Origin of the sequence: Methylobacterium carpenticola (assembly GCF_042748905.1) — a bacterium.
GTDB classification, from domain to species: Bacteria; Pseudomonadota; Alphaproteobacteria; order Rhizobiales; family Beijerinckiaceae; genus Methylobacterium; species Methylobacterium carpenticola.
Window position 1 is genome coordinate 4,254,976 of the sequence record NZ_JBHZEO010000001.1, and the last position, 26,408, is coordinate 4,281,383.

General features: G+C 72.3%; 27 protein-coding genes. 15 read left to right on the forward strand and 12 right to left on the reverse strand.

The annotated features are described in order from the left end of the window. Window positions 1–122: 122 nt before the first annotated feature. Window positions 123–1,385 carry a GNAT family N-acetyltransferase gene (locus ACE101_RS19920; protein WP_379133102.1) on the reverse strand — a complete coding sequence of 421 codons (1,263 nt, stop codon included), beginning with the start codon at window positions 1,383–1,385 and terminating at the stop codon, window positions 123–125. Between the two features lie 118 nt (window positions 1,386–1,503). Here ACE101_RS19920 and ACE101_RS19925 point away from each other — a divergent pair, with 118 nt between their 5' ends. The 3 genes from ACE101_RS19925 to ACE101_RS19935 all read left to right on the forward strand — a co-directional run bounded on the left by ACE101_RS19925 (window position 1,504) and on the right by ACE101_RS19935 (window position 3,830). After that, window positions 1,504–1,800 (forward strand): hypothetical protein, encoded by a 297-nt coding sequence (locus tag ACE101_RS19925; RefSeq protein ID WP_379133105.1) that lies wholly within the window; start codon window positions 1,504–1,506, stop codon window positions 1,798–1,800. Between the two features lie 156 nt (window positions 1,801–1,956). Beyond that, window positions 1,957–2,193 carry a DUF6894 family protein gene (locus ACE101_RS19930; RefSeq protein ID WP_379133107.1) on the forward strand — a complete coding sequence of 79 codons (237 nt, stop codon included), beginning with the start codon at window positions 1,957–1,959 and terminating at the stop codon, window positions 2,191–2,193. 227 nt (window positions 2,194–2,420) lie between these two features. Beyond that, the gene (locus tag ACE101_RS19935; protein WP_379133110.1) at window positions 2,421–3,830 is read left to right on the forward strand and encodes an adenylate/guanylate cyclase domain-containing protein; all 1,410 of its coding nucleotides are present in this window, start codon (window positions 2,421–2,423) and stop codon (window positions 3,828–3,830) included. Here the strand turns inward: ACE101_RS19935 and ACE101_RS19940 are convergent. Further along, entirely contained in the window at window positions 3,808–4,032 is a 225-nt protein-coding gene (locus tag ACE101_RS19940) for a hypothetical protein (protein ID WP_379133113.1), read from the reverse strand. The genes ACE101_RS19935 and ACE101_RS19940 overlap by 23 nt on opposite strands. Window positions 4,033–4,206: 174 nt before the next feature. Between ACE101_RS19940 and ACE101_RS19945 the strand changes: the two genes are divergently transcribed. Continuing rightward, window positions 4,207–5,427 carry a DUF3095 domain-containing protein gene (locus ACE101_RS19945; protein ID WP_379133116.1) on the forward strand — a complete coding sequence of 407 codons (1,221 nt, stop codon included), beginning with the start codon at window positions 4,207–4,209 and terminating at the stop codon, window positions 5,425–5,427. Between the two features lie 214 nt (window positions 5,428–5,641). After that, window positions 5,642–7,390: a patatin-like phospholipase family protein gene (locus ACE101_RS19950; RefSeq protein ID WP_379133119.1), complete on the forward strand. Its 1,749-nt coding sequence runs from the start codon at window positions 5,642–5,644 to the stop codon at window positions 7,388–7,390. A 21-nt stretch (window positions 7,391–7,411) separates the two neighbouring features. Here ACE101_RS19950 and ACE101_RS19955 read toward each other — a convergent pair whose 3' ends face one another. From ACE101_RS19955 to ACE101_RS19975, 5 genes are all read right to left on the reverse strand, one after another. Further along, window positions 7,412–8,662 (reverse strand): cytochrome P450, encoded by a 1,251-nt coding sequence (locus ACE101_RS19955; RefSeq protein ID WP_379133122.1) that lies wholly within the window; start codon window positions 8,660–8,662, stop codon window positions 7,412–7,414. A 5-nt stretch (window positions 8,663–8,667) separates the two neighbouring features. After that, window positions 8,668–9,951 (reverse strand): NAD(P)/FAD-dependent oxidoreductase, encoded by a 1,284-nt coding sequence (locus ACE101_RS19960; protein ID WP_379133124.1) that lies wholly within the window; start codon window positions 9,949–9,951, stop codon window positions 8,668–8,670. Continuing rightward, on the reverse strand, window positions 9,944–10,159 hold the full coding sequence (locus tag ACE101_RS19965; RefSeq protein WP_379133127.1) for a ferredoxin: 216 nt from the start codon (window positions 10,157–10,159) through the stop codon (window positions 9,944–9,946). The genes ACE101_RS19960 and ACE101_RS19965 overlap by 8 nt, the downstream gene beginning before the upstream one ends. A 236-nt stretch (window positions 10,160–10,395) precedes the next feature. Next, window positions 10,396–11,376, reverse strand: coding sequence for a glutathione S-transferase family protein (locus ACE101_RS19970; RefSeq protein WP_379133129.1), 981 nt, complete (start codon window positions 11,374–11,376; stop codon window positions 10,396–10,398). 55 nt (window positions 11,377–11,431) lie between these two features. Further along, entirely contained in the window at window positions 11,432–12,358 is a 927-nt protein-coding gene (locus tag ACE101_RS19975; RefSeq protein ID WP_379133131.1) for an alginate O-acetyltransferase AlgX-related protein, read from the reverse strand. Between the two features lie 80 nt (window positions 12,359–12,438). Between ACE101_RS19975 and ACE101_RS19980 the strand changes: the two genes are divergently transcribed. From ACE101_RS19980 to ACE101_RS20000, 5 genes are all read left to right on the forward strand, one after another. Continuing rightward, complete coding sequence (locus ACE101_RS19980) at window positions 12,439–12,954, forward strand: 2'-5' RNA ligase family protein (RefSeq protein ID WP_379133133.1); 516 nt, start codon at window positions 12,439–12,441, stop codon at window positions 12,952–12,954. 5 nt (window positions 12,955–12,959) lie between these two features. Next, the gene (locus tag ACE101_RS19985; protein WP_379133135.1) at window positions 12,960–13,709 is read left to right on the forward strand and encodes a phosphatase PAP2 family protein; all 750 of its coding nucleotides are present in this window, start codon (window positions 12,960–12,962) and stop codon (window positions 13,707–13,709) included. A 62-nt stretch (window positions 13,710–13,771) separates the two neighbouring features. After that, window positions 13,772–14,545: an enoyl-CoA hydratase gene (locus tag ACE101_RS19990; protein ID WP_379133137.1), complete on the forward strand. Its 774-nt coding sequence runs from the start codon at window positions 13,772–13,774 to the stop codon at window positions 14,543–14,545. Further along, complete coding sequence (locus ACE101_RS19995) at window positions 14,545–15,501, forward strand: threo-3-hydroxy-L-aspartate ammonia-lyase (RefSeq protein ID WP_379133140.1); 957 nt, start codon at window positions 14,545–14,547, stop codon at window positions 15,499–15,501. Before ACE101_RS19990 ends, ACE101_RS19995 begins: the two co-directional genes overlap by 1 nt. Further along, window positions 15,498–16,019 carry a prolyl-tRNA synthetase associated domain-containing protein gene (locus tag ACE101_RS20000; RefSeq protein ID WP_379133142.1) on the forward strand — a complete coding sequence of 174 codons (522 nt, stop codon included), beginning with the start codon at window positions 15,498–15,500 and terminating at the stop codon, window positions 16,017–16,019. The genes ACE101_RS19995 and ACE101_RS20000 overlap by 4 nt, the downstream gene beginning before the upstream one ends. A gap of 68 nt (window positions 16,020–16,087) precedes the next feature. On the opposite strand, the gene ACE101_RS20005 is transcribed toward ACE101_RS20000, so the two are convergent. After that, complete coding sequence (locus tag ACE101_RS20005) at window positions 16,088–16,822, reverse strand: trypsin-like serine protease (protein WP_379138808.1); 735 nt, start codon at window positions 16,820–16,822, stop codon at window positions 16,088–16,090. 286 nt (window positions 16,823–17,108) lie between these two features. On the opposite strand from ACE101_RS20005, the gene ACE101_RS20010 reads away from it, so the two are divergent. The 3 genes from ACE101_RS20010 to ACE101_RS20020 all read left to right on the forward strand — a co-directional run bounded on the left by ACE101_RS20010 (window position 17,109) and on the right by ACE101_RS20020 (window position 19,764). Then, complete coding sequence (locus tag ACE101_RS20010; RefSeq protein ID WP_379133145.1) at window positions 17,109–17,360, forward strand: hypothetical protein; 252 nt, start codon at window positions 17,109–17,111, stop codon at window positions 17,358–17,360. 170 nt (window positions 17,361–17,530) lie between these two features. Beyond that, window positions 17,531–18,226: a carbonic anhydrase gene (locus ACE101_RS20015; RefSeq protein WP_379138811.1), complete on the forward strand. Its 696-nt coding sequence runs from the start codon at window positions 17,531–17,533 to the stop codon at window positions 18,224–18,226. A gap of 5 nt (window positions 18,227–18,231) precedes the next feature. Then, window positions 18,232–19,764 (forward strand): SulP family inorganic anion transporter, encoded by a 1,533-nt coding sequence (locus ACE101_RS20020; RefSeq protein ID WP_379133148.1) that lies wholly within the window; start codon window positions 18,232–18,234, stop codon window positions 19,762–19,764. Between the two features lie 343 nt (window positions 19,765–20,107). Here the strand turns inward: ACE101_RS20020 and rpsI are convergent, their stop codons facing one another. From rpsI to ACE101_RS20035, 3 genes are all read right to left on the reverse strand, one after another. Next, window positions 20,108–20,596, reverse strand: coding sequence for a 30S ribosomal protein S9 (rpsI, locus tag ACE101_RS20025; protein WP_379133151.1), 489 nt, complete (start codon window positions 20,594–20,596; stop codon window positions 20,108–20,110). 1 nt (window position 20,597) lies between these two features. Continuing rightward, a complete protein-coding gene (gene rplM, locus ACE101_RS20030) occupies window positions 20,598–21,059 on the reverse strand; it encodes a 50S ribosomal protein L13 (protein ID WP_379133153.1) in 462 nt (153 codons plus the stop codon). Window positions 21,060–21,235: 176 nt separating this feature from the next. Continuing rightward, complete coding sequence (locus ACE101_RS20035) at window positions 21,236–21,673, reverse strand: PaaI family thioesterase (RefSeq protein ID WP_379133156.1); 438 nt, start codon at window positions 21,671–21,673, stop codon at window positions 21,236–21,238. Between the two features lie 97 nt (window positions 21,674–21,770). Here ACE101_RS20035 and ACE101_RS20040 point away from each other — a divergent pair, with 97 nt between their 5' ends. After that, window positions 21,771–22,550 (forward strand): enoyl-CoA hydratase, encoded by a 780-nt coding sequence (locus ACE101_RS20040; protein ID WP_379133159.1) that lies wholly within the window; start codon window positions 21,771–21,773, stop codon window positions 22,548–22,550. Between the two features lie 36 nt (window positions 22,551–22,586). After that, complete coding sequence (locus ACE101_RS20045; RefSeq protein WP_379133162.1) at window positions 22,587–23,132, forward strand: CoA-binding protein; 546 nt, start codon at window positions 22,587–22,589, stop codon at window positions 23,130–23,132. 213 nt (window positions 23,133–23,345) lie between these two features. On the opposite strand, the gene ACE101_RS20050 is transcribed toward ACE101_RS20045, so the two are convergent. After that, window positions 23,346–26,324, reverse strand: a complete 2,979-nt coding sequence (locus ACE101_RS20050) for a PAS domain-containing hybrid sensor histidine kinase/response regulator (protein WP_379133165.1) — start codon at window positions 26,322–26,324, stop codon at window positions 23,346–23,348. Window positions 26,325–26,408: the final 84 nt, after the last annotated feature.

Here is a 26,408-nt window from a genome sequence, read left to right on the forward strand (position 1 = left end):
CCGCCGCGACGCCGGGACAGATGCCGGGACACTGGCGTGCTGGAAACGGCCAGTTTTCCGCGTTTGGGGTGATCCAGTCGGCCGAGGCTCGCGCCGCGGTCGTCCCGCTCCCCACCTGCGGGCTAGCCGATCGGGTCCTCGCCCTCATCCGAGGCGGCGGCTCGCGTGTCTCCGCCGTCCTGCCGGTAGGGTGTGCAGGCCGCATAGTCGCGCAGGGCCTCGCGCACGTAGCCGGTCTCGCGGCGCAGGTAGTCGGCGATGGCCGCGCGCAGGCCGGGATCGGCGATGTCGTGGGCGGAATGCATCATCACCGGTCGGTAGCCGCGGGTGAGCTTGTGCTCGCCCTGCGCCCCGGCCTCGACCCGGGCGAGGCCCCGCGCGATCGCGAAGTCGATCGCCTGATAGTAGCAGACCTCGAAATGCAGGAACGGGTGGTCCTCGATGCAGCCCCAGTTGCGCCCGTAGAGCGCCGCGTCGCCGATCAGGTTGATCGCGCCCGCCACGTAGCGGTCCTCCCGCCGCGCCATGACGAGGAGCACGCGCTCCGGCATGCGCTCGCCGAGGAGCGAGAAGAAGCGGCGGTTGAGATAGGGCCGGCCCCATTTGCGCGAGCCGGTATCCATGTAGAAGCGGAAGAAGGCGTCCCAATGCGCCTCCGTCAGGTCGGAACCGGTCACCCACTCGATCGTGATGCCGTTCGCGAGCGCATCGCGGCGTTCGCGCTTCAGGGCCTTGCGCTTGCGGGAGGCCAGCGCCCCGAGGAATGCGTCGAAATCCGCGTAGCCCCGGTTGTCCCAGTGGAACTGCTGGTCGGTGCGTTTCAGGAAGCCGACCTGGCCGGCCGCCGTCCACTGCGGCTCCGGCATGAAGGTGATGTGGATCGAGGAGGCCTTGGTCTCCTGGCGCAGGGCGCGCAGCCCGGCGAGGAGGGCGGCGCAGGCTTCCGCCACCGGCTCCCCGGGCGCGATCAGCAGGCGCGGCCCCGTCACGGGCGTGAAGGGCACGCTGACCTGGAGTTTCGGATAGTACTCGCCCCCGGCGCGGTCATAGGCGTCCGCCCAGCCGTGATCGAACACGTACTCGCCCTGCGAGTGGGACTTGAGATAGCAGGGCGCCACGCCGACGAGGCGGCCGGCGCGCTCCACCGCGACGTGCAGCGGCAGCCAGCCGGTCCGGCCGGAGACGCAGCCCGCCTCCTCGAGGGCCGACAGGAAGGCGTGGGTGACGAAGGGGTTATGGGTCTCGCCGGTTCCCGCCAGCGATTCCGGCGAGAGGGCGCAGCGATCCCAGTCCGCCGCGGGGATCTCGGCGATCCGCGGCACGACGCGCACCGTCAGGGCGTCCGGCGAGGCCGGGCCGCTTGCTGCTTGTCCGCCGCTCTCCATCGCGCAGCACCTAGGCCGGACAACGGCGGGGAGCAAGATGCTGCGACGCAAGACGCTGCGAGGCAGGAGCCGATCCGGCGATGGGGCGTTGATGCCGGCAACGAAGGAGGTGCCTCGCGTGAACCCGACCGCAGAAGCCTGGGATGCCCGCGTCGACCATTGGACCGGACGTCTGCCCGAGCGCGGGCGGCGCTGGCTCGCGTGGCTGCGGGACCCGTCGCGGCGCTGGATCCGCATCCCCGCTGCGATCCTGCTCATCGTCGGCGGATTCCTGTCGATCCTGCCCGTGCTCGGCCTGTGGATGCTGCCGCTCGGCCTCGCGCTCCTCAGCGAGGACTGGCCCGCGCTCAAGATCCCCCTGGAGCAGACCGCTCGCTTCATCGAGCGGCTGTGGCGCAAGGCATTCCCCGGTTGACAAGCGTGGCCGCAAGGCAACGCCATCACGGGAACAGACGTCGCACCGCGTCAGACAGCCATCGTTCAGACTTGATCCACCATCATGTGACGAAGCTCACAGAACCGGAGGCCGGCTTGCCGGATACTGGCCCCGCGTTCGATAGCGGATCGAGTCATGACCCACTTGTATTTCCACTGCGGTCACACCGGCGAGCTGCTCCTCGACTATCGCGGAGCGGAGGTGACCGACCTCACCGAAGCCCGCGACCGCGCGCTGGCGGTGGCCCGCTCCATCATGGAGACGGCCTACGGGCACGAAGACTTCTCCGACTGGTTCGTCTGCGTGGGCGACGAAGAGGACGAAGAGTTGCTGCGCGTTCCCTTCAGCTCGGCCCTGCCGACGCTTCACTGATGCGTGACCGACGCGGCGCGCCGGTCTGGACGCCGCGGAACTCCGCGCCACCTCCCTCCGCATAGGCGGTCGCGCTACAGCGGAATGGCACGGGGCCATTCCGTCGAGCGTCTCGTTTCTGCATCATCGCCGCCGACGGGGGACCGTCGCGGTGCATGATGCTCAGGCGGCGGGGAGGTTCCGGTGCAGCACCCGCGTTCATCCTGCCTCCGGGTGGAAGCTCCCCCGTGACGGCACAGGTTTCGATCGGACGGCTTCTGGCGGAGCTCGGGACCCTGCGCGCGGTCGACGCTTCGGGCCGCATGCGGCGCGTGCTGCGCGCGCAGGAGGAGGCGGGCCTCGCCTTCGCGTTCCGCGCCCGCCAGGTCGCCATCGGCGTGGTGGCGCTCTGGCTGCTGTTCCTGGTCCCGAGCCCGCGCGACCTCTACTATCTCGCCTTCGCGGCCCTGTTCTTCGGCCTGGGCTGGATTCCGTTCCGGCTGCGCCATCACCGGCAGGCGCTGGCGATCAAGCTCGCCTTCGTCCTCCTCGACGCGGCCCTGGTTACGCTCGTCGTTGTCCTGCCGCCGCCCGCCGCTCTCGGCGTCGACTGGCCGATCCAGACCCGCCTGCGCTCGACCGAATACCTCTACCTCCTGCTGCTGCTCGGGGAGGCGAGCCTGTCCTACTCGCCGCTGGCGGTGATCTGGGCCGGCGGCGCCGTCATGGGGGCGTGGTCCACGGCGGTCGTCACGGTCTACTGCCTGCCCGACACGGTGCGCTATCGCGACGTCCTCGCGCAGGTCGGCTCCCTCACGGACGAAGCGGCGCTGCGGGTGGTCTACGATCCGCGCTACGTCGGCCTGTCGTCGTGGTGGACCCAGATGGTGCTGACGGCGCTGCTCACCGGGCTGATCGCCTGCGCGGTGGCGCGCGCCCGGGCGACCCTGCTCGCCCAGGTGCACGGCGACGTGGTGCGCGCGGACCTCGCCCGCTACGTGTCGCCGGACGTGGCGGATGCGCTGACCGCCACCGCGCATTCCGGCTTCGGCGCGCCGCGCGAGCGGGTGGTCGCCGTGCTCTTCGCCGATCTCGTCGGCTTCACGAGCTTGGCCGAGCGCCTCCGGCCGGAGGCGGTCCTGGCGCTCCTCAAGGCCTTTCGCGAGCGCAGCTGCCGCATCGTCTTCGCGCATGGCGGCACCCTGGACAAGTTCCTGGGCGACGGCTTCATGGCGACCTTCGGCTGCCTGAGCGACGAGCCGGGCGCTTCGAGCACCGCGCTCGCCTGCGCGCTCGCGCTTCAGGAGGAGATGACCCGCTGGAACGCCGAGCGCGAGGCGGCGGGCGAGCCGCGGATCGCCCTGTCGATCGGCCTGCATTGCGGGCCGGTGGTGGTCGGGACGGTCGGGGCGCAGCAGCGGGTCGAGTTCACGGTGATCGGCGACGTCGTGAACGTCGCGAGCCGCCTGCAGCAGGCGACCCGGGAACTCGGCGGCAGCATCGTGGCGTCGGAAGGCTGCGTCGCCGAGGCTGACATGGCCGGCCTCGGCCTCGACGGCTTCGGGGACAGCCGGGACCTCGCCCTGCGCGGGCGCAGCCAGTCGATCCGGGTGCGGGTCTGGCGGGAGGTTGCGGCTACGGCTCCCCGTCCGGCGTGAGGGCCGGCAGGGCCGGCAGGGCCCGCGCGTCGGTTTGCGCGGCTCTCAGTGAAACCACGAGCAGCACCCCGGCGAAGAGGGCGAGAGCGACCGCGGCGAGAAGCGGCGTGAGGGCGCGGGCATGCTGGCGCAGGAGCCGGAGCACGGCGCAACCGGCGACGAAGGCGAACGCGGACAGGATGGGTGCGACCTGCATCGGCATGGAGAAACCCGCATCGGACGATCCGCATTCATGGTTGCAGATCGGGACTGCGCCGTCACCGCCGAAGTGGGCGGCCCGGGACGGTCCCGGCGGTCGTCCGCCGGGCACGGCGTGTCGTGCGGGCGGTCCCTCTCGTGATAGGCAGGCGGGATGAGGGCAGCAGGAGGGTCCGCCATGACGGCGGAGGCGATCGCGAGGGCCGAGCGAGCCGGCGAGCCCGGATTCCGGTACGCCGCCATCGCGCCGATCACCGATTTCCAGCGCGTGCTCGACGAGACGGCCTACCGGCCGGTGCCGGACGCGTGGTGGGTGGCGATGACGGACGTGGTCGATTCGACCGCCGCCATCGCGGCCGGCCGCTACAAGGCGGTGAACTTCGCAGGCGCGGCGGCGATCGCGGCGGTCCGCAACGCGCTCGGGGGCGCGGACATCCCCTTCGTCTTCGGCGGCGACGGGGCGAGCCTCCTCCTCGCCCCCGGCGAGGTCAAGCGGGCGCGCGAAGCGCTCGCCGCGACGGTGGCCTGGGTGCGCGCCGAGATGGACCTGAGGCTGCGCGCCGCGCTGATCCCGGTCTCGGCGATCCGGGAGGCCGGCCGCGACCTGCGCGTGGCGCGCTACGCCCCGTCGCCGCACGTCGCCTACGCGATGATGGCCGGCGGCGGCATCGCCTTCGCGGAGCGCGCCCTGAAGCGCGGCCTCTACGCGGTGCCGCCCCGCGAGGGCGCCCGCCCGGACCTGACCGGCCTGACCTGCCGGTTCTCGCCGGCCCGCGCCCGCTACGGCCTGATCCTCTCCGTGATCGTGGTGGGAGTGGAAGGGGCCGATCCGGGGGCCGTGCGGGCGGTCATCGCCGACGTGCTGCGGATCGTCGCCGCCGCGCCCGCCATGGGCCGCCCGCTGCCGGAGGGCGGGCCGCCCCTGCGCTGGCCGCCCGCCGGCCTCGCCCACGAGGTGAAGGCGGGCGATCCGCCGCCGGGCTGGCGCCGGTTCTCCCTCCTCCTGCGCACGCTTGCCGCCCATCTGCTGTTCCGCCTTCACATCCCGGTCGGACACTTCTCGCCCGGCCGCTACCTGCGCGAACTCGTCGAGAACGCGGATTTCCAGAAATACGACGACGGCCTGCGCATGACGCTCGACTGCGATGCCCGCACGGCGGACGCGATCGAGGCCCGCCTGAATGCGGCCGAGACGGCGGGGCTGGTGCGCTTCGGCCTCCACCGGCAGGGGGCCGCGCTCACCACTTGCATCACGCCGGTGCCGAGCGAGAGCAACCACGTGCATTTCATCGACGGGGAGGACGGGGGCTACACGCGCGCGGCCCAGATGTTGAAGGCCAAGGCCGCCGGTGATCCGGGCGCTGGTCCGAGCCCTCGCGATGCTGACCGGCCGCGTTGATCCCGGCCGTCATCTCCTTCAGAACTGTTGGATTGATCATACGGCTCGACCCACCCAACAGCCTCATCCCGAGGTTGGTGGGGGGACAGGCTGCAATACCGATCCAGCAGAGTTCCCAGGGACGGTAATCGATCCCGCTGCAGGCCGATGAACAGCCGCAGCGGCGGCAAGGAACGAAGCGGGCTTGCGCGGGGCCGCGCCAGGGAGGGGCGGCATGGACATCGTGGGCGGCTCGCCTGAGCCGGAGATCCCGTTCCTGGCGCCGCTCGACGCGACGACGGCCGCTGCCCTGCGCGCGCGGCTCGAACCGATCGTGGTGGCGGGCGGACGGGTGCTGTTCGAGCAGGACGCCCCCGCCGACGCGCTCTACGCCCTCGTCTCCGGCGCGGTCGGGATCTCCGCCCGCGATCCCGTGACCGGGACGCCGCGGCCGGTCGCGCGGGTGCGCCCGCCCGAGACCGTAGGCGAGATGGCCCTGCTCTCGGGCGAGCCGCGCTCGGCCACCGCGACGGCTCTGCGCGATTCCTACCTGCTGCGCCTGTCGAAGGCGGCGTTCGACGACCTCGTGGCGCATCATCCGGCGACGATGCTCTACTTCGCGCGGCTCCTGGCGACGCGGCTGCGCAGCGCCTCGGCGCCCCAGCGGATCGCCACGCCGCTGACCTTCGCGGTGATCGGCGTGACGCAGGGCGTGACGGCCGCCGCCTTCGCGGAAGCCTTCGCGGCGGCTCTGCCGGGACGCTCCGCCATGCTCCCGCAATGGCCTCAGGACGCGGACGAGACGTGGTTCCACGTCCTGGAGAGCGCGCACGATCAGGTCGTCTACGCGGCCGAGGCGCCCGGCACGGCCTGGGCCCGTCTCTGCCTGCGCCGGGCGGACCACGTCCTGCTGCTCGCGGGCCCCGCGCAGCCCGCCTGCGCAGACCTTGCGGGTCGCATCGCCATGCCGGTGCCGGGCTGGACGCGCCAGGATCTCGTCGTGGTCACCGCGGCCGATGCCCGCTCTCCGGGACCCCTCGATGCGGAGGTCACGGCGCTGCCGGTGAGCCTGCGGCTCCAGGCCCGGGCCGGCCTCGCGGCGGATGTGGCTCGGATCGCCCGGATCGCCGGCGGCCGGGCGCGCGGGCTCGTCCTCGGCGGGGGCGGCGCCCGGGGCTTCGCGCATCTCGGGGTGATGCGCGCGCTCGCGGAGGCGGGCATCGCCGTCGATCTCGTGGCGGGCACCAGCATGGGAGCGATCACGGGGGCCAGCCTCGCCATGGGCTGGGATCCGGAGGAGATCGCCGCGCACACGGTCGCGGCCTTCGTCGAGACATCGCCGCTCAACGACTACACGCTGCCGCTCACCGCGCTCACCCGCGGCGTCAAGGTCGACCGGCGCCTCGCGCAGCATTTCGGCGAGACCCGGATCGAGGATCTCCGGCTGCCCTTCTTCTGCGTGTCGTCGAACCTGACCACGGGCGCGGCGATGGTCCACCGCGAGGGACCGCTGGCCCTGGCCCTGCGCGCCAGCATCGCCATTCCGGGCCTGCTGCCGCCCGTCCTCGACGCGGCGGGCGTGCTGGTGGATGGGGGCGTCATGAACAACCTGCCGGCCGATCTCATGGCGGCCCTCGGCCGGGGGGCCGTGCTGGCGGTGGACGTGGCCAGCGACCTCGCCCTCGAGACCATGCCCCGGCGGGGATTGCGCGGGCGGCTGCTGCGCCGGGCGCTCGGCGTGCCCCTGGCCATGCCGAGCATCGCCCAGATCCTGCTGCGCGCCGCCACCGTGTCGAGCGATGCCTCGGCGGCCATGGCGCGGGAGCGCGCGACGGCGGTGCTGCGCCCGCCGCTCGCCGGCATCGACCTGCGGGCGTGGCGCAGCTACGCGCTGGTGGCGGAGATCGGCTACCGCCACGCCCGCGCGCGGCTGGAGGAGGGCGCGCTCGACGCCTGGGCGAACGGCATCCCGGATCAGGCGTGAGGCAGGGCGACGGCCGGCGCCTCAGCGGCCGATCTCGACGCCCTCGATCGCGAGGCGCAGGTGCTGCGGCCCGCGCAGCGACGCGCCCGGCCGGTAGGGCGGCGGATCCTCGATCAGCCGGGGATTGCGCAGCCTCCGCGCCAGGGCGACGAGGGCGGCCTCCGCCTCCAGCCGCGCGAGCGGCGCGCCGACGCAGAAATGCAGGCTGCCGCCGAACCCGAAATGCTGGTTGTCCTCCCGGTCCGGGTCGAATCGGTCGGGATCGGGGAAGCGGGCGGGATCGCGGCTGCCGGAGGCGAAGAGCAGCACCACCGGCGCGCCCTCCGGGATCGTCGTTCCGGCGAACGCGATGGCGGCGAGCGCCTTGCGGGTGCGGAAATGGACCGGCGGCTCGTAGCGCAGCAATTCCTCGATCAGCCGCGGGGCGATCTCGGGATCCGTCCGCAGCCGCTCCAGATGCTCGGGGTGGCGCAGGAGCGTCAGCATGCCGTTGGTGATCAGGTTCACGGTGGTCTCGTGCCCGGCGATCAGCAGCAGGATCGCGGTCGCGATCAGGTCGTAATCGCCCATGCGGCCGAGCTTCGGGTCCGCGTTCGTGGCGAGCCCGGTGAGGAGATCGTCCTTCGGGTGCCGCCGCTTGTCCCGGATGAGGTCCTGCATGTAGGCGGCGATCACGTCGAAGGTCTCGATGTTGCGGCCGAGCGTCTCCTCGTCGTGGCGGGCATCGGGTTCGAGGGCCGTGGCGAGCTGCGTCGCCCAGCCGTGGAAGCGCGCCTCGTCCTCGGGCGGTACGCCGAGCAGCTCGCAGATCACCGTCACGGGCAGCGGGTAGGAGAAATCGTCCACGAGGTCGATCGCGCGCGCATCGCGCTGCTTGTCCAGCAGCTCCTCCACCAGGGCATCGACCCGGCCGTGCATGGCCCGGATGCGCGCGGGCGTGAACTCGCGCATCACGTGCCGGCGCAGGGCGTCGTGGTCGGGCGGATCGCGGAAGATGAAGGGCCGGTGCTTGGTCCGCACATGGTCCTTGATCGGGTTGATGATCCAGTCCTTGAGCGGGTTGCCGGTGCGCGGATGCGAGGCGGAGGGCAGGTCCTCCGAGCTGAGCCGCGGATCGAAGATCAGGGCCCGCAACGCCGCATGGGTGGTCACCACGTAGCTGCCGTCGTCCTGCGGGGCGACCGGCGCCTCGCGCAGCCGCTTGTAGAGCGGATAGGGGTCCGGACGGTTCGCCGGGTCCTTGACCTGGGCGAAGAGGGTCGGGTCGGGCATGGCACTCACGCGCGCGCCGGATGGGACGGGAAGCCGGGATCCACCGGGGCGACGCGGCCCTGGTCGGTGGCCCCGAGGATGGGCGGGAAGGGCGCGCCGGCCTCGATCTGCGCCGCGTAGGCCGGCAGCCAGCGGGCGGAATCGAATGAGACCGCCGCGACCGTGCGGCCCTCGCGGCCGTAGGCCGCCACGAAGCGCCGCTCGGCAACGCTGCCCTGCGTGACCGCGACGCTGTCGGCGCGGTTCGTCAGCCCCACCGACTTGATGTTCACGTCGAACTGGCTCGACCAGAAGGCCGGCATCTCCGCATAGGGCGCCTCCTGCCGGCCGAGCAGCGTGCGGGCGGCCTGCGCGGCCTGCGCGACGGCGTGGCCCCAATGCTCGAAGGCGACCGGGCCGTCGGGAGCGAGCGGGTGGGGAAAGCGCGCGACGTCGCCGGCCGCCGCCACGCCCGCCACGGGCTCCCCCGCCGCGTCGAGCACCCGGCAGAACCCGTCGCAGGTCACCCCGCCCGCATCCGCCGCGACGCCGGATCCGGCGAGCCACTCGGTGTTGCGCACGGCCCCGAGGGCGACGATGACGACATCCGCCGCGACCATGCCGCCCCCGGCGAGATGCGCCGCGCGCACCTGGCCCGCCGCATCCGCCTCCAGCGCCTCGACCCGCGTGGCGGGCCGGTAATCGACGCCCGCTCCTTCGAGCATTCCTGCGACGACGCGGCCGATCACCGTGCCGAGCACCGCGGCGAGGGGCGCCGGGTTGGGATCGACCAGCGTCACCGGCAACCCGATCGTCCGGCAGGCGGCCGCCGCCTCGCAGCCGATGAAGCCCGCCCCGATGATCAGCACCCGCCGCGGCCCGGCGGCGAGCGCCGCCCGCAGCCGCTCGGCATCGTCGCGGTTGCGGATGGCGTGCACGCCCTTCAGCGCCGCCTCCGCCGGCCTCGGCCAGGCGCGCGCCCGCGTGCCGGTGGCGATCAGCAGCGTATCGAAGGCGATCCGCTCGCCCGTGGCCAGCGCCACCGCGCGGGCGGAGAGATCGAGCCCCACCGCCGCGGCGCCGAGCCGCCACGCGAGGTCGAGGCCGGGATGCGAGGGCAGGGTGGTGCGGTCGGGTCGTTCCTCGCCGCTGAGCACGCGCTTCGACAAGGGCGGCCGGTCGTAGGGCCGGTGGGGCTCGTCGCCCACCAGGGTGATGGGGCCGCGATGCCCCTCCCGCCGCAGGGCCTCGGCGGCGCGCAAGCCCGCGAGCGAGGCGCCGACGATGAGGGTGTGCCCGGGCTCAGCCACGGTTCTCCTCCGCCTCCGGCCCGGCCTCCAGCAGGATGGCGCGCACCGGGCAGGCCTGCACGGCCCGCTCGATCTCCCGGCGGCGCTCTGCCGGTGGGGCGGGATCGTAGACCAGCACCTCGCTCCCGTGCAGCACGAAGCTGTCCGGCGCCGCGTAGCAGCACTGGGCATAGGCTTGGCAGCGGTTCAGGTCGACGACGACGCGCATGGCTGTCCCTCACCTCCAGTCGCCGCGTCGCGGCCGCGACGCATTGCTGTCACTGCTGACAACACGGGAGCCGGCCATCCGGTTCTGGCACGAGCCGATTCGTCGCGCTGCCGCAAAGGTTACATCCGGGCGCGGAGCGGCTCGGCTCCGGCGCTCCGGAGACCGAGAACCTGCTCGATCGAAGGTGGCGGAGCGGCCGGATCACCGCGCCGACGATCCGGCCCTTCACCAGAGATCTATGCCGATGGAAAGCGCTCGGCCCGCCCGTGCGGCGCGTCGTAGTCGAGCAGGGGGCCCAGCGGCACGATCCCGGTCGGGTTGATGGTGGGGTGGCTCTCGTAATAGTGCCGCTTGATGTGCGTCAGGTTCACGGTCGGGGCGATGCCCGGGTGTTGGTAGAGGTCGCGCAGGTAGCCCGACAGGTTCGGATAATCCGCGATCCGGCGCAGATTGCACTTGAAGTGCCCGACATAGACCGGATCGAAGCGGACCAGCGTGGTGAACAGGCGGATATCCGCCTCGGTGAGGCGCGCGCCGAAGAGGTAGCGCCCGCGGCCGAGCCGGTCGTCGAGGGCGTCGAGTTCCGCGAACAGGGCGCTCACCGCCTCCGCATAGGCGTCCTGCGCGGTCGCGAAGCCGGCCTTGTAGACGCCGTTGTTGACCCGGTCGTAGACGCGCGCATTGAGATCATCGATCCCGGCGCGCAGGTCCGCCGGGTAGAGGTCGGGTCCGGCCGTGCCGAAGGCGCCGTTGAGCATCCGGATGATCTCGGCGGATTCGTTCGAGACGATGGTGTTTCGGCGCTTGTCCCAGAGCACCGGCACGGTCACGCGGCCGGTATAATGCGGATCGGCCTTGAGGTAGACCTCGGAGAGGCGACGGGCGCCGTTCAGGGTGTCGGGGCCGGCGCCCGGCGTGTCGCCGAACACCCAGCCCTCCGCGCCCATGTGCGGATCGACCACGCTCACCGAGATCGCCTCTTCCAGCCCCTTCAGGGCGCGCACGATCAGGGTGCGGTGGGCCCAGGGGCAGGCGAGGGAGACGTAGAGGTGGTAGCGCCCGGCTTCCGCCGGGAAGCCGCCGTCGCCGGAAGGGCCGGGCGCCCCGTCCGCCGTCACCCAGTGGCGGAAGGCGGAATCCTTGCGGACGAACCGTCCGCCGGTCTCCTTGGTGTCGTACCAGCGGTCCTGCCAGACGCCGTTGACGAGCAGCCCCATGCGCGCCTCCTGAGATCCCGGGGGAGATGGAACGGCGGGCGGGCTTTGCCAGCGCTCACGCCCCCGCGGCCTTCAGCTTCTCCCGTGCGAAGGCCTCGCTGTCGAAGCGGTCGTCGGGGAGTCGGCCGAGGAAGCGCTCGGCCATCTCCACCAGGAGCAGGTGCGGGCGCACCCGCTCGACATAGCCCCAGTCGATGCTCGCCGACCACACGAAATGCACCTCGCGAAAGCTCTCGGCGAGGAGGCCGGTGAGGAAGAAGCCGCCGAAATGCGCGCAGGAATCGCCGAACAGCACCAGCCGTCGCGGATCGGCCTGCGGCCCCTCGTTGCGGAACACCGCCCGGGCGCCGACATGCAGCTCCATGGCGCGGCCCTGCGCCTCGAAGGTCTCGAGGAGGGCGTTCGCCTCGACCCGGCTCGCGTCGCGCTGGTACTGGACCATGCGCGCCGTCTCCACCGGCCGCGAGGCCAGCTTCTGCCCGAGATCGAGCACCGCCGCGGTATCCTGGTAGGGCCGCTCGGCGAGGTCCGGGCGCGGGGTGGCGCCGAGCCCGCGCATGATCTCCGCATAGGCGAGCTGGCAGCCCCGCTCGGTCCAGTGCGTATCCGTGCGCAGGTAGAGCGGCCGGTCTTCGCCCCGCGCGGCGCGCATCGGCCCGACGAGGTCGATCCAGCAGCCCGCGGCGGGCGAGCGCGCCATGCGCAACCCGAGCCGGCGGGCCGGCGAGAGGGCGGGATCGACCGCGATCCCGTCGAGCCGGTCCTCGTAGATGCTGATCTTCTCCGGCACCACGACCTGATGGAAGCGAAGCCCGAGCGCCGCCGCGCGGCTTGCGCGCCGCTCGATCAGCCGCCGCCAGCGCCACAGGCGCCAGGCCGCGAGCGGGGTCGCCCGGTACTGGCGGAGCACCTGGTTGGTGCCGCCGACGAGGAAGAGCCAGCCGTCCCGCCCGACATGGACCGCGTTGCTGCGATGGGTCATGGCGGCGCTGTAGCGGGCGGAGCGGCGCCTGAACAGCGCCGGATGGACAAGCCTCGTCCGCGCGCCATCTCGCAGCAACGATGCCGACCGCACCCCTGATCCTCACCCTCGCGATGGACGACACCGCCGCCGCCCGGTTCGACGCGGAGCGCCGGGCGCATTTCCCGCCCGCGCTCAACCGCATCCCGGCCCACGTCACCCTGTTCCACCACCTGCCGGGCGAGGAGGAGCGCGGCATCGCCGAGACCCTGGCGGCGCTCGTGCGCAGCGAGCCCCCCGCCGAGGTCGCGGCGACGGGCCTGCGCTTCACCGGGCGCGGCGTCGCCTACACCCTCGACGCGCCCGCCGTCGCGTCCCTGCGCGGGCGGCTCGCGCGGGTCTTCGCGCCCTGGCTCACGCCGCAGGACCGTCAGGGCTTCCGACCCCACGTGACGATCCAGAACAAGGTCGCGCCCGAGACCGCCCGGGCCCTGCACGAGCGGCTCGCGGCGGCCTTCGCCCCCTTCCGCTTCACTGCCACCGGGCTCCTGCTCTGGCGGTATTGCGGCGGACCCTGGGAGGCCCGGGGCCGTTTTTCCTTCGGCGTGGAGTCGTGATCCCGATGAGCCGGTTCGACCGCCTGCCGATCCCCCGCCACGCCGGCGCCCTGTGGCGGCGCCTGCGCCTCAACGAGGTCGGCCCGCTCGCCTCACTCCTCGCCGTGAGCCTGTTCGGCTTCGGCTTCTTCAAGGTGGCGGGCGAGGTCGCCGAGGGCGACACCTCGGGCCTCGACGAGAAGCTGCTCCTGGCTTTGCGCCGGCCCGGCGACCTCGCCCAGCCGATCGGGCCCGATTGGCTGCCCGAGACCATGCGGGACATCACCGCCTTCGGCAGCGTGTTCGGCATCGTCTACGTCACGGCCTGCGTGGTGCTCTACCTCGCGGGAACGCGGCGCTGGCGCGCGGCCCTGTTCGTGCTGGCCTCGGTGGGCGGCGGCGAGATCCTCTCGACGGTGCTCAAGCTGTTCTTCCAGCGCCCGCGGCCGGATCTCGTGCCCCACGGCATGGAGACCTTCACGGCGAGCTTCCCGAGCGGCCACGCCATGCTGTCGGCGGTGGCCTATCTCACCCTGGCGATCCTGCTCGCCCGCATCTCGCGGGGGCGGCGCGTCAAGGCCTTCGTGCTGGCCCTCGGCGTGGTGACGACGCTCCTCGTCGGAATCAGCCGGATCTATCTCGGGGTGCATTGGCCGAGCGACGTGCTGGCCGGCTGGTGCATCGGCGCCGCCTGGGCCTCCCTGTGCTGGTTCGTCGCCCTCCAGCTCCAGCGCGAGCAGGTGGTCGAGGCGCCCGATCCGCCGCCGCCCGCTTGAGCCTTGCCGTGGCGCGCCGGCTCTTCTAGCCAGAGGTGGGGAGAGATGCGGGAGGAGCCACGATGGAATACGAGAACATTCGGGTCGAGACGCGGGGGCGGGTCGCCCTCGTCACCCTGCATCGGCCGGCGCAGCTCAACGCGCTCTGCGGGCCGCTGATCGCCGAACTCAACCACGCCCTCGACGGGTTCGAGCGCGACGACGGCATCGGCTGCATCATCCTCACCGGATCCGAGAAGGCCTTCGCGGCCGGCGCCGACATCGCCGAGATGCGCGACCGCACCCATCCGGAATTCTACGTCGCCGATCCCTTCGCCGAGTGGGACAAGGTCGGGCGCAAGCGCAAGCCGATCATCGCCGCGGTGGCGGGCTACGCCCTCGGCGGCGGCTGCGAACTCGCCATGATGTGCGACTTCATCCTCGCGGCCGACACCGCCAAGTTCGGCCAGCCGGAGATCAAGCTCGGGGTGATCCCGGGGGCGGGGGGCACGCAGCGGCTCACCCGGGCGGTCGGCAAGGCCAAGGCGATGGAGCTGTGCCTCACCGGCCGGCTGATGGACGCGGCGGAGGCCGAGCGCGCCGGCCTCGTCGCCCGGATCGTCCCCGCCGCCGATCTCCTCGCCGAGGCGTGGCGGAGTGCCGAGACCATCGCGTCGATGTCGCTGCCCGCCGTGATGGTGGCCAAGGACTGCGTCAACCGCGCCGACGAGACCACTCTCGCCGAGGGCGTGCGCTACGAGCGCGGCGTCTTCTACGGCCTCTTCGCCACCGCCGACCAGAAGGAGGGCATGGCGGCCTTCCTCGAGAAGCGCAAGCCGAGCTTCGGGCACCGCTGATGACCGTCTCCTACGCCGATGTCGAGGCGGCCGCCCGCCGCCTTGACGGGGTCGCCCACCGCACGCCCGTGCTCACCTCCCGCACCGCCGATGCGCGGACGGGCGCCAAGCTGTTCTTCAAGGCGGAGGCCTTGCAGCGCGCGGGGGCCTTCAAGTTCCGGGGCGCCTACAACGCCATCGCGGCGCTCTCCGCGGCCGAGCGGCGGCGCGGCGTGCTCGCCTTCTCGTCGGGCAACCACGCGCAGGCCATCGCCTATGCGGGCGCGCTCCAGGGCGCCCCGACCGTAATCGTGATGCCGCACGACGCCCCCGCCATCAAGGTCGCGGCGACGGAGGGCTACGGCGCCGAGGTGGTGCGCTACGACCGCTACGCCGAGGATCGCGAGGCGGTGAGCCGGCGGCTCGCGGAGGAGCGCGGCCTGACCATGATCCCACCCTACGACCATCCGGAGGTGATCGCCGGGCAGGGCACGGCCGTGAAGGAACTCATCGAGGAGACCGGCCCCCTCGACGTGATCCTGGTCTGCCTCGGCGGCGGCGGTCTCCTGGCCGGCTCGCTCCTCGTGGCCCGCGCGCTCGCCCCGGAGGCGGCGATCTACGGGGTCGAGCCGGAGGCGGGCAACGACGGCCAGATGTCGCTCGCCAAGGGGGAGATCGTGCGCATCCCCGTGCCGGTCTCGATCGCGGACGGCGCGCTCACCACTCATCTCGGCCAGCACACCTTCCCGATCATCCGCCGCGAGGTCACCGGCATCGTCACGGTGCCGGACGCGGCCCTCGTCGCTTCCATGCGCTTCTTCGTGGAGCGGATGAAGCTCGTGGTCGAGCCGACCGGCTGCCTTGCCGCCGCGGCGGCGTTCGAGGGCGCGGTTCCGGTCGCGGGCCTGCGCGTCGGCATCATCCTGTCCGGCGGCAACGTCGATCCGGCCGCGCTCGCCCGTCACCTCGCCGCATGAATCCCGCGAGCCCCGAGGATCTTCTCGCCTCCCTGTCCGATCTCGGCATCCCGGTGCGCACGACGGAGCACCGGCCCGTCCACACGGTGGCGGAATCCCGCGACCTGAAGGCGGGCCTGCCGGGCGGCCACTCGAAGAACCTCTTCCTGAAGGACAAGCGCGGCCGGCTGTTCCTGGTCGTCGCGGAGGCCGAGGCCCGCATCGACCTCAAGCGCCTGCACGGGACGATCGGTGCCACCGGCCGCCTCTCCTTCGGCTCGGCGGAGCTGCTCTTCGCCGTGCTCGGCGTGCGGCCGGGCTCTGTGACGCCCTTCGGCGTGATCAACGATCGCGAGGGCCAGGTCAGCGTGATCCTCGACGCGAACCTGATGGCGCGCGACCCGGTCAACTTCCACCCGCTCCACAACGCCGCCACCACGGCGATCGCGCCGGGCGACCTGATCCGCTTCCTGGAATCCACCGGCCATCCGCCGCGGGTGATGGCGTTGCCGGAGCCGGCGGAGGGCGAGGCGGACTGATCCGAAAGCCGGACGACGACTTCCGGGATTTCGGATCCCGGGCCCGTGCGGCGGAAATCGTATGACGGTCAGCGCCGGGCGGCCGGCGCGATCACCACGAGGCTGCCGCAGGGCGGATCCGAGGTGATGACCGCGCTCGCCACCCCCCACAGGCGCGCGCCGCCCGCGGTGACGACCGGGCCGCCGGAATCGCCGACGCAGACGAGCGCCCCTTCCGCCCGCGCGAAGGTCAGGCCGCTCTCCGTGACCGCGAGCGGCGTCAGGCGCGCGGTCTTGAGCGTGCCGGGCTTGCCGCCCGAGAGGCCGACCCCGGCGATGAGCAGGCGGCCGGGCAGGCGGCGGGGGCCGCGGGTCACCGGCACGGGCGCCCGATCCGGCACCGGCTTGGCGAGCCGCACCACGGCGATGTCGAGGGAGAGCGCCGCGAGGTTGATGCCGAGGTCGCCCGCCTCCGCCGCATCCCGGTCCACCGCGAAGCGCGACACCGCGGCGGCCCGGTAGACCGGGCCGACCGGCCGGCTGCCGCGATAGAACACCGCCACCGCGCCGAGAGGATTCTCGCCGACGCAATGCGCGGCGGTCAGGACCAGATCGCGCCCGATGAGCACGCCCGAGCAGCGCGTGACCTGAATGTCGTCGCCGGACTGGTTGACGGTGCCGAGCGCCACCGTGGCGCGGGCGACGGCATCGCGGGGCCCGGCGGGCATCCCGCCTTCGATCGCCCCTGCCGGCCCGCCCGCTGCCGCCAGCGCGAGGCCGCCCGCGGCAAGGAGCCGCCGCAGGGCGGCAGGATGACGGACCATCGCGGCGATACGGCCCATGCGCGTGAAGCTCTCCAGAGGTGGGCGGCGAGGCCACCCATGCGACCTAAGCCGTTGGGTGCGCGGGTCAAGCCCGGCGCGGGGCCCCGGCCCGCCCCCGGTTCTCCGGGCCTCCTGACGCAAACGTGAGGCTCATCCGGGATTAAATCGCCGGATCATCCGCGTGCGCCACCGCACATGTCGAAAGAAGAACGCTCCCTAGTTTCCACATTGGCGCGATATTCGGCCTCGCGCCGCTCCAAAATCACAACATTGAAAGGATGAATGCGTGCAAGAGATCGTAGTAGGTCCGTTCATCGTCGGAATCATCGCAGCTTCCTCTCCGGCGCTGGCGGCCGACGGCAGCCGTCAGGCGGCCGGAGGGGCGCTGATGAGCACCTATGTCAACGATCCACGCTCGCTCCATGCGCCGCGCCGGGGCAGCGGGCAGATCCTCGGCCAGCCGATGCTACCGGATGGAGGCACGCTGCCGCTCACCGCGAACCGCCCGGCCGAGTCCCGCTGGACCAGCTCACGCTGAATCGCGGACGGAGGACCGGCATCGCGCCGGCGCCGGCGCCTCCCCTTAACCGTCCCAGACCTGACCACGCTTTGCTGGCGCACGAGCCCGTGCGCGCGTCCCCGTGCGGCCACGCCGCCGGGACCACCGCCATCACCACCCATCCCATCGAACTCGGCGAGGATCCATTCATGGACAGCATCATCCAGGGCATCACCACCTTCCGCGACAGCATCTTCCCCGGCCAGCAGCAGATGTACGAGCGGCTGGTCCGCGACGGTCAGCAGCCCAAGGCGCTGATCATCGCCTGCGCGGATTCCCGGGTCGCGCCGGAGCACATCACCCAGACCGGTCCGGGCGAACTCTTCGTCTGCCGCAACGCCGGCAACATCGTGCCGCCCTTCACCCAGCAGAACGGCGGCGTGTCCTCGGCGATCGAGTACGCGGTGGTGGCCCTCGGCGTGCGCGACATCGTCATCTGCGGCCATTCCGATTGCGGCGCCATGAAGGGCCTGATGCAGCCGAAGGCGCTCGAGGCGATGCCGAGCGTGGCGGCGTGGCTGCGCCACAGCTGCGCGGCGGAGCGGATCGTCTGCGAGGCCTATCCGCCGGACATCGACGGCACCACCCGCCTCAGGGCGCTGGCCATGGAGAACGTGGTCGTGCAGCTCCAGCACCTGCGCACGCATCCGAGCGTGGCGGCGGCGATGGCCAAGGGCGAGGTGCGGCTGCACGGCTGGTTCTTCGCCATCGAGACCGGCGAACTCCTCGCCTATGACGGCGAGATCCGGCGCTTCGTCCCCTTCGACACGACGGGCGACGCCATCCCGGTCGCCGCCGCGCCCGAGGCGCGGGCCGCCGCCCCGCTCCCGCGCGCGGCGGAATGAGCCGGATGACGCGGCTGCTGCCGGCCTCCCTCGCGCGGGACCTGCCCGCCTCCTTCGTCGTCTTCCTGGTCGCGCTGCCCCTCTGCATGGGCATCGCGCTCGCCTCGGGTGTTCCGCCCGAGCGGGGGCTCATCACCGGCATCGTCGGCGGAATCGTGGTCGGGCTCCTCGCGGGCTCGCCGCTCCAGGTGAGCGGCCCGGCGGCGGGCCTCGCCGTCATCGTGTTCGAGTTCGTGCGCACGCATGGGCTCGGCATGCTCGGCCCGGTCCTGGTCGCGGCCGGCGTGATCCAGATCGCCGCCGGGCTGATGCGGGTGGGCGGGTGGTTCCGGGCGATCTCGCCCGCCGTCGTCCACGGCATGCTCGCGGGCATCGGCGTGCTGATCGTGCTCGCGCAGCTCCACGTCATCTCCGACGGGTCCCCGCGCGCGAGCGGCCTGGAGAACCTGCAGGCGATCCCCGAGGCGTTCTTCGATCTCGACAACGGGAGCCCGAGCTTCGCGGCGAACCTCGTCGGGCTCGTCACCATCGTGGGGATGATCGGCTGGGAGACGGTGCGGCCCGCGCGGCTGCGTCTCGTCCCCGGCGCCCTCATCGGCGTGCTCGCCGGGACGCTGGCCGCCTCCCTGGGCGGCCTCGCGGTGAAGCGGGTCGAGGTGCCGGACGCCATCCTCTCGACCCTCGCCCTGCCGGCGGCGGGGGATTGGAGCCGGCTCGCGGAGCCCGGCATCATCGCCGCCGTGCTCACCCTGGCGGTGATCGCGAGCGCCGAGAGCCTGCTCTCCGCGGCGGCGGTCGACCGGATGCATGACGGGCCGCGCACGCAGTACAACCGGGAACTCGGCGCGCAGGGCATCGGCAACGTGCTGTGCGGGCTTCTCGGCGGCCTGCCGATGACCGGCGTCATCGTGCGCTCCTCCGCCAACGTGCAGGCGGGCGCGCGCAGCCGGGCCTCGACGGTGCTGCACGGCCTCTGGATCCTCGCCTTCGTGGCCGTGCTGCCGGGCATCCTCCAGCTCGTGCCGACCGCCGCGCTCGCCGGCATCCTGGTCGTGACCGGCTGGCGGCTCGCGAGTCCGGCCCACGCGCTGCACCTCAAGGCGCGCTACGGCCTGGTGCCGGCGGGGATCTGGCTCGTCACGCTGGTGATGGTGGTGGCCACCGACCTGCTGACCGGCGTGCTCACCGGCCTCGTCCTGAGCCTGCTTCAGGTCCTGCCGCCGATCCTGCGCAAGGGCCTCTTGCGAATCGAGCCGCCGCAGCAGGCCGCCCCGGTGCCGGAGCTGCGCCTGTCGGGGTCGGCCACCTTCCTCCAGCTGCCCAAGCTGACGGAGGCCCTGGAGCAGGCGCCCGGCGGCCGGCCGATCCGCATCGCCGCCGACGACCTGCGCCACATCGACCATACCTGCCTGGAGATGGTCGGCGACTGGGCCTCCCGGCAGGTGGCCGGATCCCGCATCGAGGTGGTCGGGCGACCCGATGCCCCGGCGCCGAAGGAACTCGCCCGGGCGGTCAAGGGCACGCTGGTCCCGGCGTGACGATCGATCCGCGCGCCGGGTCATGCTCCCACATGGCTCCGGCCGCGGATGGCAGGCGGGCCCGCGGCCATCCCCGGCACGAGGACCGGTGAATGATACGGCTTCCCGACGATCGCGTCCGGAAAGCGCATCACCCGCCCGCGCGGCGCAGGGCTCCGCGCCCGCCTTGAGCGAAGCCGGCTTTCCGCATCGCGAAAGCGAGGGCGCAGCCATCGCCACGCGATCAATCGGAAACCGTACGAGGCTTCGGGGCGGGTCCTTCCCGCAGATATCGGGCGAACACGGAAAAGGGCGGCCCGGAGACCGGGCCGCCCTTCGTTCGTCCAGACCTGTGAGAGGCCGATCAGCGCTTCGAGAACTGGAAGCTGCGACGGGCCTTCTTGCGGCCGTACTTCTTGCGCTCCACGACGCGCGGGTCGCGGGTGAGGAAGCCTTCGCGCTTCAGGGGCGAGCGCAGCTCCGGCTCGAAGTAGGTCAGCGCCTTGGCGAGGCCGTGGCGCACCGCGCCGGCTTGGCCCGAGAGGCCGCCGCCGCTCACCGTCACGACGATGTCGTACTGGTCGACGCGGTTGGCGATCTGGAGCGGCTGCTGCAGCAGCATCCGCAGCACCGGGCGGGCGAAGTAGGTGTCCAGCGGACGGCTGTTGACCGTGATGACGCCGGCGCCGGGCTTGATCCAGACGCGGGCGATCGCGTCCTTGCGCTTGCCGGTGGCATAGGCACGGCCCTGGGCGTCCAGCTTCTGGACGTGGACCGGGGCTTCGGATTCGGCCGAGGCGAGAGCCGCCTTGTTGGCCTGGCCGAGATCGGCGAGGGACTGAAGGGTCGCCATCTTACGCGCTCACGTTCTTGCGGTTGAGAGCGGCGACGTCGAGCGTCTCCGGCTGCTGGGCGGCGTGGGGGTGCTCCGAGCCCTTGTAGACCCGAAGGTTGCCGAGGATCTGCCGGAACAGCGGCCCGCGCGGCAGCATGCGCTCCACGGCCTTCTCGACCACGCGCTCGGGGAACCGGCCCTCGAGGATGAACTTCGCCGAGCGCTCCTTGATGCCGCCCGGATAGCCGGTATGGTGGTAGTACACCTTCTGATTGTACTTGCGGCCGGTGAACTTCACCTTGTCCGCATTGATGACAATCACGTTGTCGCCGCAATCGACGTGGGGCGTGTACTGGGCCTTGTGCTTGCCCCGCAGACGCATCGCGATGATCGAAGCGAGGCGGCCCACCACGAGGCCCTCGGCGTCGATGATCACCCACTTCTTCTCGACGTCGGCGGGCTTCAGCGAAAACGTCTTCATCGCGCTGGAATCCCGAGAACTTTCTTCAGAAACAGGACGCCGCCGCGCTTGGCGCGCAGCGGCGATGGCGGCTGTCTACGCGAGGCGGTCGCGTCCGTCAATCGCCTCCCTGCGGGGATAGCCGCGAAAAAGTCGAGAGATCCGAATGGTTTCGCTATTGAGGTAGTATGATACCGCTAGTTTTTGCGCGGTGGGATCGCATAGGTGCCGGTGGCATGGCAGACGAGATCCTCCGCACCGTCGCTGCGGATCAGCACCTCGCCGACCGCGAGCTGGCGGCCGAGCTTCATCAGGCGGGCCTCGCCGATCAGGTCGCCGGGGCCGGGCTTGCGCATGAAGTTGAAGGAGAGGTTGGTGGTCACCGCGAGCGCCACCGGGCCGAGATTGGCGAGGATCGCCGCATAGAGCGCGACGTCGGCCAGCATCATCATGGCGGGCCCGGAGAGGGTGCCGCCCGGCCGCAGGTGCCGCTCGTGATAGGGCAGGCGCATGGTGGCGGTGAGCGGTCCCACCGCCTCGATCACCGGCCCCGGGCCGCCATGGTGGAGCTGCGGAAACACCTCGTCGAGGAAGGCGCTCACCGCCTCGCGGCTCATCGTCGTTTCTGTCGGCATCGGCTCCGGGCCCGTCTGGCGCGTTGGTCTGGCTCCCGTCCGCCTTGCAGCACGCCGCCGGCCGCCCGACAATGGGCGCCCTGCCTCGGAGCCCGCGATGGACGAAACCGCCCTGCTCACCCGCCGCGACCATGAAGGCGTCGCCACCCTGACGCTGAACCGTCCGCGGGCCCGCAACGCCCTCTCGATGGCGCTGCTGAGCGCCTTGCGGGAGGAGTTCGCCCGGCTCGCCGCGGACGAGACGGTCCGTGTCGTGGTGCTGGCCGCCGACGGGCCGGCCTTCTGTGCGGGCCACGACCTCAAGGAGATGACCGCCTACCGGGCCGAGCCGGACCGGGGCGCGGCGCGCTTCGCCGCGCTGTTCGATCTCTGCTCGCAGGTGATGATGGCGATCCCGGCCCTGCCGCAGCCGGTGATCGCGGCGGTGGAGGGCGTGGCGACCGCCGCCGGCTGCCAGCTCGTGGCGAGCTGCGACCTCGCGGTGGCCGGCGAGGAGTCGCGCTTCGCGACGCCGGGCGTGCAGATCGGGCTGTTCTGCTCGACGCCGATGGTGGCGCTCTCGCGCAACCTCTCGCGCAAGGCCGCGATGGCGATGCTGCTCACTGCCGAGATGGTGGAGGCGGAGGAGGCGCGGGCGCTCGGGCTCGTCAACCGGGTGGTCCGGGCCGGCACGGCGCTCGCGGAGGCGCAGGCGCTCGCCGCCGGGATCGCCGCCCGCAGCGCCTACACGGTGCGGGTCGGCAAGCGCGCCTTCTACGAGCAGATCGAGATGCCGCTCGCCGAGGCCTACGCCCATGCGGGCCGGGTGATGACCGAGAACATGCTGGCCCGCGCCGCCGAGGAGGGGATCGCCGCCTTCCTGAACCGGAAGGCCTGAGCGCCCGAATCCCTCTCCGCCAATCCTGGACCGCCGATGACCGCCCCCTACGATCCCGCCCGCCACGACGACTACGGCACCGAGGTTCTGCGCCGGCTCCTGCGCTCCGTGCGCTCGATCGCCCTCGTGGGCGCCTCCGCGAGCCCGGCCCGGCCGAGCTGGATCGTCACCAAGTACCTGCTGGAGCGCGGCTACGACGTCATTCCGGTCAATCCGGGCCTCGCCGGCCAGGAACTGCTCGGGCGCCGCGTCGCCGGCCGGTTGGCGGAGATCGGCCGGCCCGTGGACATGGTCGAGATCTTCCGCAACTCGGAGGCCGCCGGTCCCCTCGTCGACGAGGCGCTGGCGCTCGATCCGCTGCCGAAGGTCATCTGGATGCAGCTCGGCGTGCGCAACGACGCGGCGGCGGCGAGGGCGGAGGCGAGGGGCGTCACCGTGGTGATGAACCGCTGCCCCAAGATCGAGTACGGCCGGCTCTCGGGCGAGATCGGCTGGACGGGCGTGAATTCCCGCATCCTCAGCGCCAAGCGGCCGAAGCTCGCCGCGCGCGGCTTCCAGAAGCTCACGATCGAGGAGCGCTAAGCATCATTCGCCGAACCGGCGACAGGTTCGGCGAATGATACGGTTTCCGGACGATCACTTTCGGAAACCGTATCACGAGCCCGCGCGGCGCCTGAGCGAGGCCGGTTTCCGCATCGCGAAGCGATCATCCGGAAACCGTATGATGCGACATCAACCACATTGGCGGGATCGCATCGAGCAATTCTGCCGCGGCGCTGCTCCCCCCGGCCGGCCTCACGCGGCGGGCCGCAGGCGCTCGATCTCCCCGAGAGCCCGGTCGCGGCTCGCCCGCACGGCGGCGATGAGGTCGTCGGCGGTGCCGGTCTGGCAGGCCACCTCCAGCTGCTTGCAGAGGCCGGAGAGTTCCGAGAAGCCGAGCGTGCCCGTGGAGGCGACGAGGCTGTGGGCATCCTGGGCGAGACGCTGCGGATCGTCGGCCGAGAGGCGGGAATCGCTCAGGCGGTCGCGGATCTCGCGGGCGAGTTCGTCCAGGAAGTAGGTGAGCCGGTCGGGGCCGAGCAGGCCCACGACGTCGTCGTAGATGCGGCGGTCGACCGGCAGCGCGGCCTCGGCCGCGTGCCGCGGCGGCTCAGCCGGGGCGCCGATCCAGCGGTCAATCGCGGCCTGCAGCTCGTCGCGCCGGAACGGCTTGCTCAGATGGTCGTTCATGCCGGCCGCCAGGAACTCGCTCACCTGCGCCGGCAGGACGTTCGCCGTCATGGCGATGATCGGGATGTGCGCCACGGGCTGGGCGAGGGCGCGGATGTGCCGGGTGGCCGTGACGCCGTCCATTCCCGGCATCTGCACGTCCATCAGCACGAGGTCGTAGGGCTTGGCCTGGACGGCCGCGATGGCCTCCAGCCCGTCATTGGCGATGTCGACCGCGTGGCCGGCGCGCTCCAGCACCGCGCGGGCGAGGTCCTGATTGACGATCAGATCCTCCACCAGGAGGATCCGCCCCGGCCGTGCCGGGCGTGCCAGGGGCACCTTGGCCGGGAGGGGAGCGGTGCTCGCCTCGGGCAGCAGCACCTCGAACCAGAAGGTCGACCCCTCGCCGGGCGTGCTCACCACGCCGATCGCGCCGCCCATCAGCTCGATCAGCATCTTGGAGATGGCGAGGCCGAGCCCGGTGCCGCCGAATTCCCGCCGGATCGAGCCGTCCACCTGGCTGAACCGCTTGAACAGGCGGGCCTGCTGCTCGGGGGCGATGCCGATGCCCGTATCCGTCACCGAGAAGCGGATCGGCCAGCCGGCCTCGGCCACGCCGGATCGCGCCACCGCGAGGACGACGTGGCCGCGGCGCGTGAACTTCAGGGCGTTGTTGAGGAAGTTGAGCAGGATCTGCCGCAGGCGGCTCTGGTCGCCGACCAGGTTCCGCGGCAGGGCGGGATCGAGATCCACGCGGATCTCCAGCCCCTTGCGCTCGGCGAGCTGGCGCACGATGGCAACGGCGTTCTCGATCAGGCCGTCGAGGGCGAAGGGCGTCAGGTCGAGATCGACCTCGCCGGCCTCGATCTTCGAGAAATCGAGGATGTCGTCGACGACCGTCAGCAAGGCGGACCCCGCCGAGCGGATCCGGGAGGCCTGCAGGCGCTGGCTCTCCGTCAGGTCCGCGTCGTCGAGGAGCATCTCCGTATAGCCGATCACGCTGCTCAGCGGCGTGCGGATCTCGTGGCTCATCGAGGCCAGGAAGTCGGTCTTCGCCTGGCTCGCATGCTCCGCCTGGATGCGTGCGGCCTCGGCCTGCTCGCGCGCGGCGGCGAGTTCCGCGTCGACCGCCCGGCGGGCGGTGACGTCGCGCGCCACGTCGACGAAGCCGAGGGGTGCGCCGGTGGCCTCGTCGTAGAGCACGGTCGGGTTCACTTCGAGCCAGACGTCGTGGCCGAGCCGGTGGCGCACCCGGTACTCGAACTTCGCCCGCGCGCCCGGCCCGTCGGCCACCAGCCAGGCGTAGCGGTGGAGCACGAGGCGGCGCTCGCGGGGGGGCACCAGCGCCATGGCTGAGCGGCCGAGCAGGGCGTCGGCCGGGTAGCCCGTCACCCGCTCCACGGCCGGCGAGAGGTAGCGCAGGGTCCCGTCGAGGTCGGCCCGCGCGATGATGTCGCCCGTCCGCTCGGCGAGGAGGCGGTGGCGCGCCTCGCTCTCGCGCAGGGCCGCGTCGGCCGCCCGCCGGGCGGTGACGTCGCGCGAGGCGACGATCAGCGCCTCCTCCGGCGTGCCGGGCTTGGTGAGGAGCAGCGTCGACTCGACCCAGATGTAGTGGCCGGATTTGTGCCGCAGGCGGTACTCGCTGGTCCGCCGGGGGACCCCCGGCCGGGCGCCGGCCGCCTCGCGCTGCATGCGCTCCACATCGTCCGGATGGAGCCGCTGGTGGATCGAGAGCTGCTTGAACTCCTCGGGCTCCCAGCCCACGACCGCCCGCGAGGAGGGCGAGACGTAGACCTGCTTGCCGCCGCGGATCGGCCGCAGCGAGATCAGGTCGGTGGCATTCTCGGCGAGCAGCCGGTAGCGGTCCTCCGCGCTGCGCCGGTCGGTAATGTCGGTCAGCGTCTGGATCAGGCCACCGTCCTCGGTGCGGACCGTGCGGATCTCCAGAACCATGCCCTCGGCGGTGCGCCGTTCGGCCACGGTGAGCGTCGCCTCCGGGTCGTCCTCCGAGAGGTGCAGGGGCGTGTCCATGACGAGCGCGCCCCAATGCGGGCTGCGCCGGGCCTGCGCGCGCAGGGCGCGGTAGCTCGGCCGGGCGGCGATGAAGGCGTCGGACAGGCCGAGCCACTCGCGCGCGCGCCGGTTCACCACCTGCACGGTGCGGTCCGGCCCGACGAGGATCACCCCCTGGTCCATGCAGTCGAGGGTCTTGCCGAGGAGCGAGGCGGTCCGGTCAGCCTCCGCGAGGGCGCGGCGCTGCGCCTCGGGATCCGCGTCCGGGTCGTCCCGGGCGGGGCCGGCGTCCCGCCTGCGCCGCTGCACCTGCCGGACGAGAAGCACCGCCCCGACCGCGAGGGCGGCTGCGGCGCCTCCGGCGAGGAGCACCGCTCCGTCCCACGGTCCCGCTGCCGGGGCGGCCAGGGCCGGGAACGGCGCCCCGGCGCAGAGGGCGCCGATGCCGGTGGCGCCCGGCTGGATGATCGCGCGGATCGACCGGCGCGCCCGTCCGGCGCGGTCGAGAGACGTCGCGATCGACGCCGTCGTCCCGGCGCGCCCCACTGCCATTATCCAGCTCATCCCGTCACCACGGCACCGGCTGGGAACACGTCACGGCTGGCGTCAGAGCCGCCACCTGACCCAATGGTCGAC

Bases quoted from the DNA above. Each gene is read 5' to 3' on its own strand.
- ACE101_RS19920 (WP_379133102.1), bottom strand. From the start codon at position 1,385: ATGGAGAGCGGCGGACAAGCAGCAAGCGGCCCGGCCTCGCCGGACGCC.
- ACE101_RS19930 (WP_379133107.1), top strand. From the start codon at position 1,957: ATGACCCACTTGTATTTCCACTGCGGTCACACCGGCGAGCTGCTCCTC.
- ACE101_RS19940 (WP_379133113.1), bottom strand. From the start codon at position 4,032: ATGCCGATGCAGGTCGCACCCATCCTGTCCGCGTTCGCCTTCGTCGCC.
- ACE101_RS19945 (WP_379133116.1), top strand. From the start codon at position 4,207: ATGACGGCGGAGGCGATCGCGAGGGCCGAGCGAGCCGGCGAGCCCGGA.
- ACE101_RS19950 (WP_379133119.1), top strand. From the start codon at position 5,642: ATGGACATCGTGGGCGGCTCGCCTGAGCCGGAGATCCCGTTCCTGGCG.
- ACE101_RS19955 (WP_379133122.1), bottom strand. From the start codon at position 8,662: ATGCCCGACCCGACCCTCTTCGCCCAGGTCAAGGACCCGGCGAACCGT.
- ACE101_RS19965 (WP_379133127.1), bottom strand. From the start codon at position 10,159: ATGCGCGTCGTCGTCGACCTGAACCGCTGCCAAGCCTATGCCCAGTGC.
- ACE101_RS19970 (WP_379133129.1), bottom strand. From the start codon at position 11,376: ATGGGGCTGCTCGTCAACGGCGTCTGGCAGGACCGCTGGTACGACACC.
- ACE101_RS19975 (WP_379133131.1), bottom strand. From the start codon at position 12,358: ATGACCCATCGCAGCAACGCGGTCCATGTCGGGCGGGACGGCTGGCTC.
- ACE101_RS19980 (WP_379133133.1), top strand. From the start codon at position 12,439: ATGCCGACCGCACCCCTGATCCTCACCCTCGCGATGGACGACACCGCC.
- ACE101_RS19985 (WP_379133135.1), top strand. From the start codon at position 12,960: ATGAGCCGGTTCGACCGCCTGCCGATCCCCCGCCACGCCGGCGCCCTG.
- ACE101_RS19990 (WP_379133137.1), top strand. From the start codon at position 13,772: ATGGAATACGAGAACATTCGGGTCGAGACGCGGGGGCGGGTCGCCCTC.
- ACE101_RS19995 (WP_379133140.1), top strand. From the start codon at position 14,545: ATGACCGTCTCCTACGCCGATGTCGAGGCGGCCGCCCGCCGCCTTGAC.
- ACE101_RS20000 (WP_379133142.1), top strand. From the start codon at position 15,498: ATGAATCCCGCGAGCCCCGAGGATCTTCTCGCCTCCCTGTCCGATCTC.
- ACE101_RS20005 (WP_379138808.1), bottom strand. From the start codon at position 16,822: ATGGTCCGTCATCCTGCCGCCCTGCGGCGGCTCCTTGCCGCGGGCGGC.
- ACE101_RS20015 (WP_379138811.1), top strand. From the start codon at position 17,531: ATGGACAGCATCATCCAGGGCATCACCACCTTCCGCGACAGCATCTTC.
- ACE101_RS20020 (WP_379133148.1), top strand. From the start codon at position 18,232: ATGACGCGGCTGCTGCCGGCCTCCCTCGCGCGGGACCTGCCCGCCTCC.
- rpsI (WP_379133151.1), bottom strand. From the start codon at position 20,596: ATGGCGACCCTTCAGTCCCTCGCCGATCTCGGCCAGGCCAACAAGGCG.
- rplM (WP_379133153.1), bottom strand. From the start codon at position 21,059: ATGAAGACGTTTTCGCTGAAGCCCGCCGACGTCGAGAAGAAGTGGGTG.
- ACE101_RS20035 (WP_379133156.1), bottom strand. From the start codon at position 21,673: ATGCCGACAGAAACGACGATGAGCCGCGAGGCGGTGAGCGCCTTCCTC.
- ACE101_RS20040 (WP_379133159.1), top strand. From the start codon at position 21,771: ATGGACGAAACCGCCCTGCTCACCCGCCGCGACCATGAAGGCGTCGCC.
- ACE101_RS20045 (WP_379133162.1), top strand. From the start codon at position 22,587: ATGACCGCCCCCTACGATCCCGCCCGCCACGACGACTACGGCACCGAG.
- ACE101_RS20050 (WP_379133165.1), bottom strand. From the start codon at position 26,324: ATGGCAGTGGGGCGCGCCGGGACGACGGCGTCGATCGCGACGTCTCTC.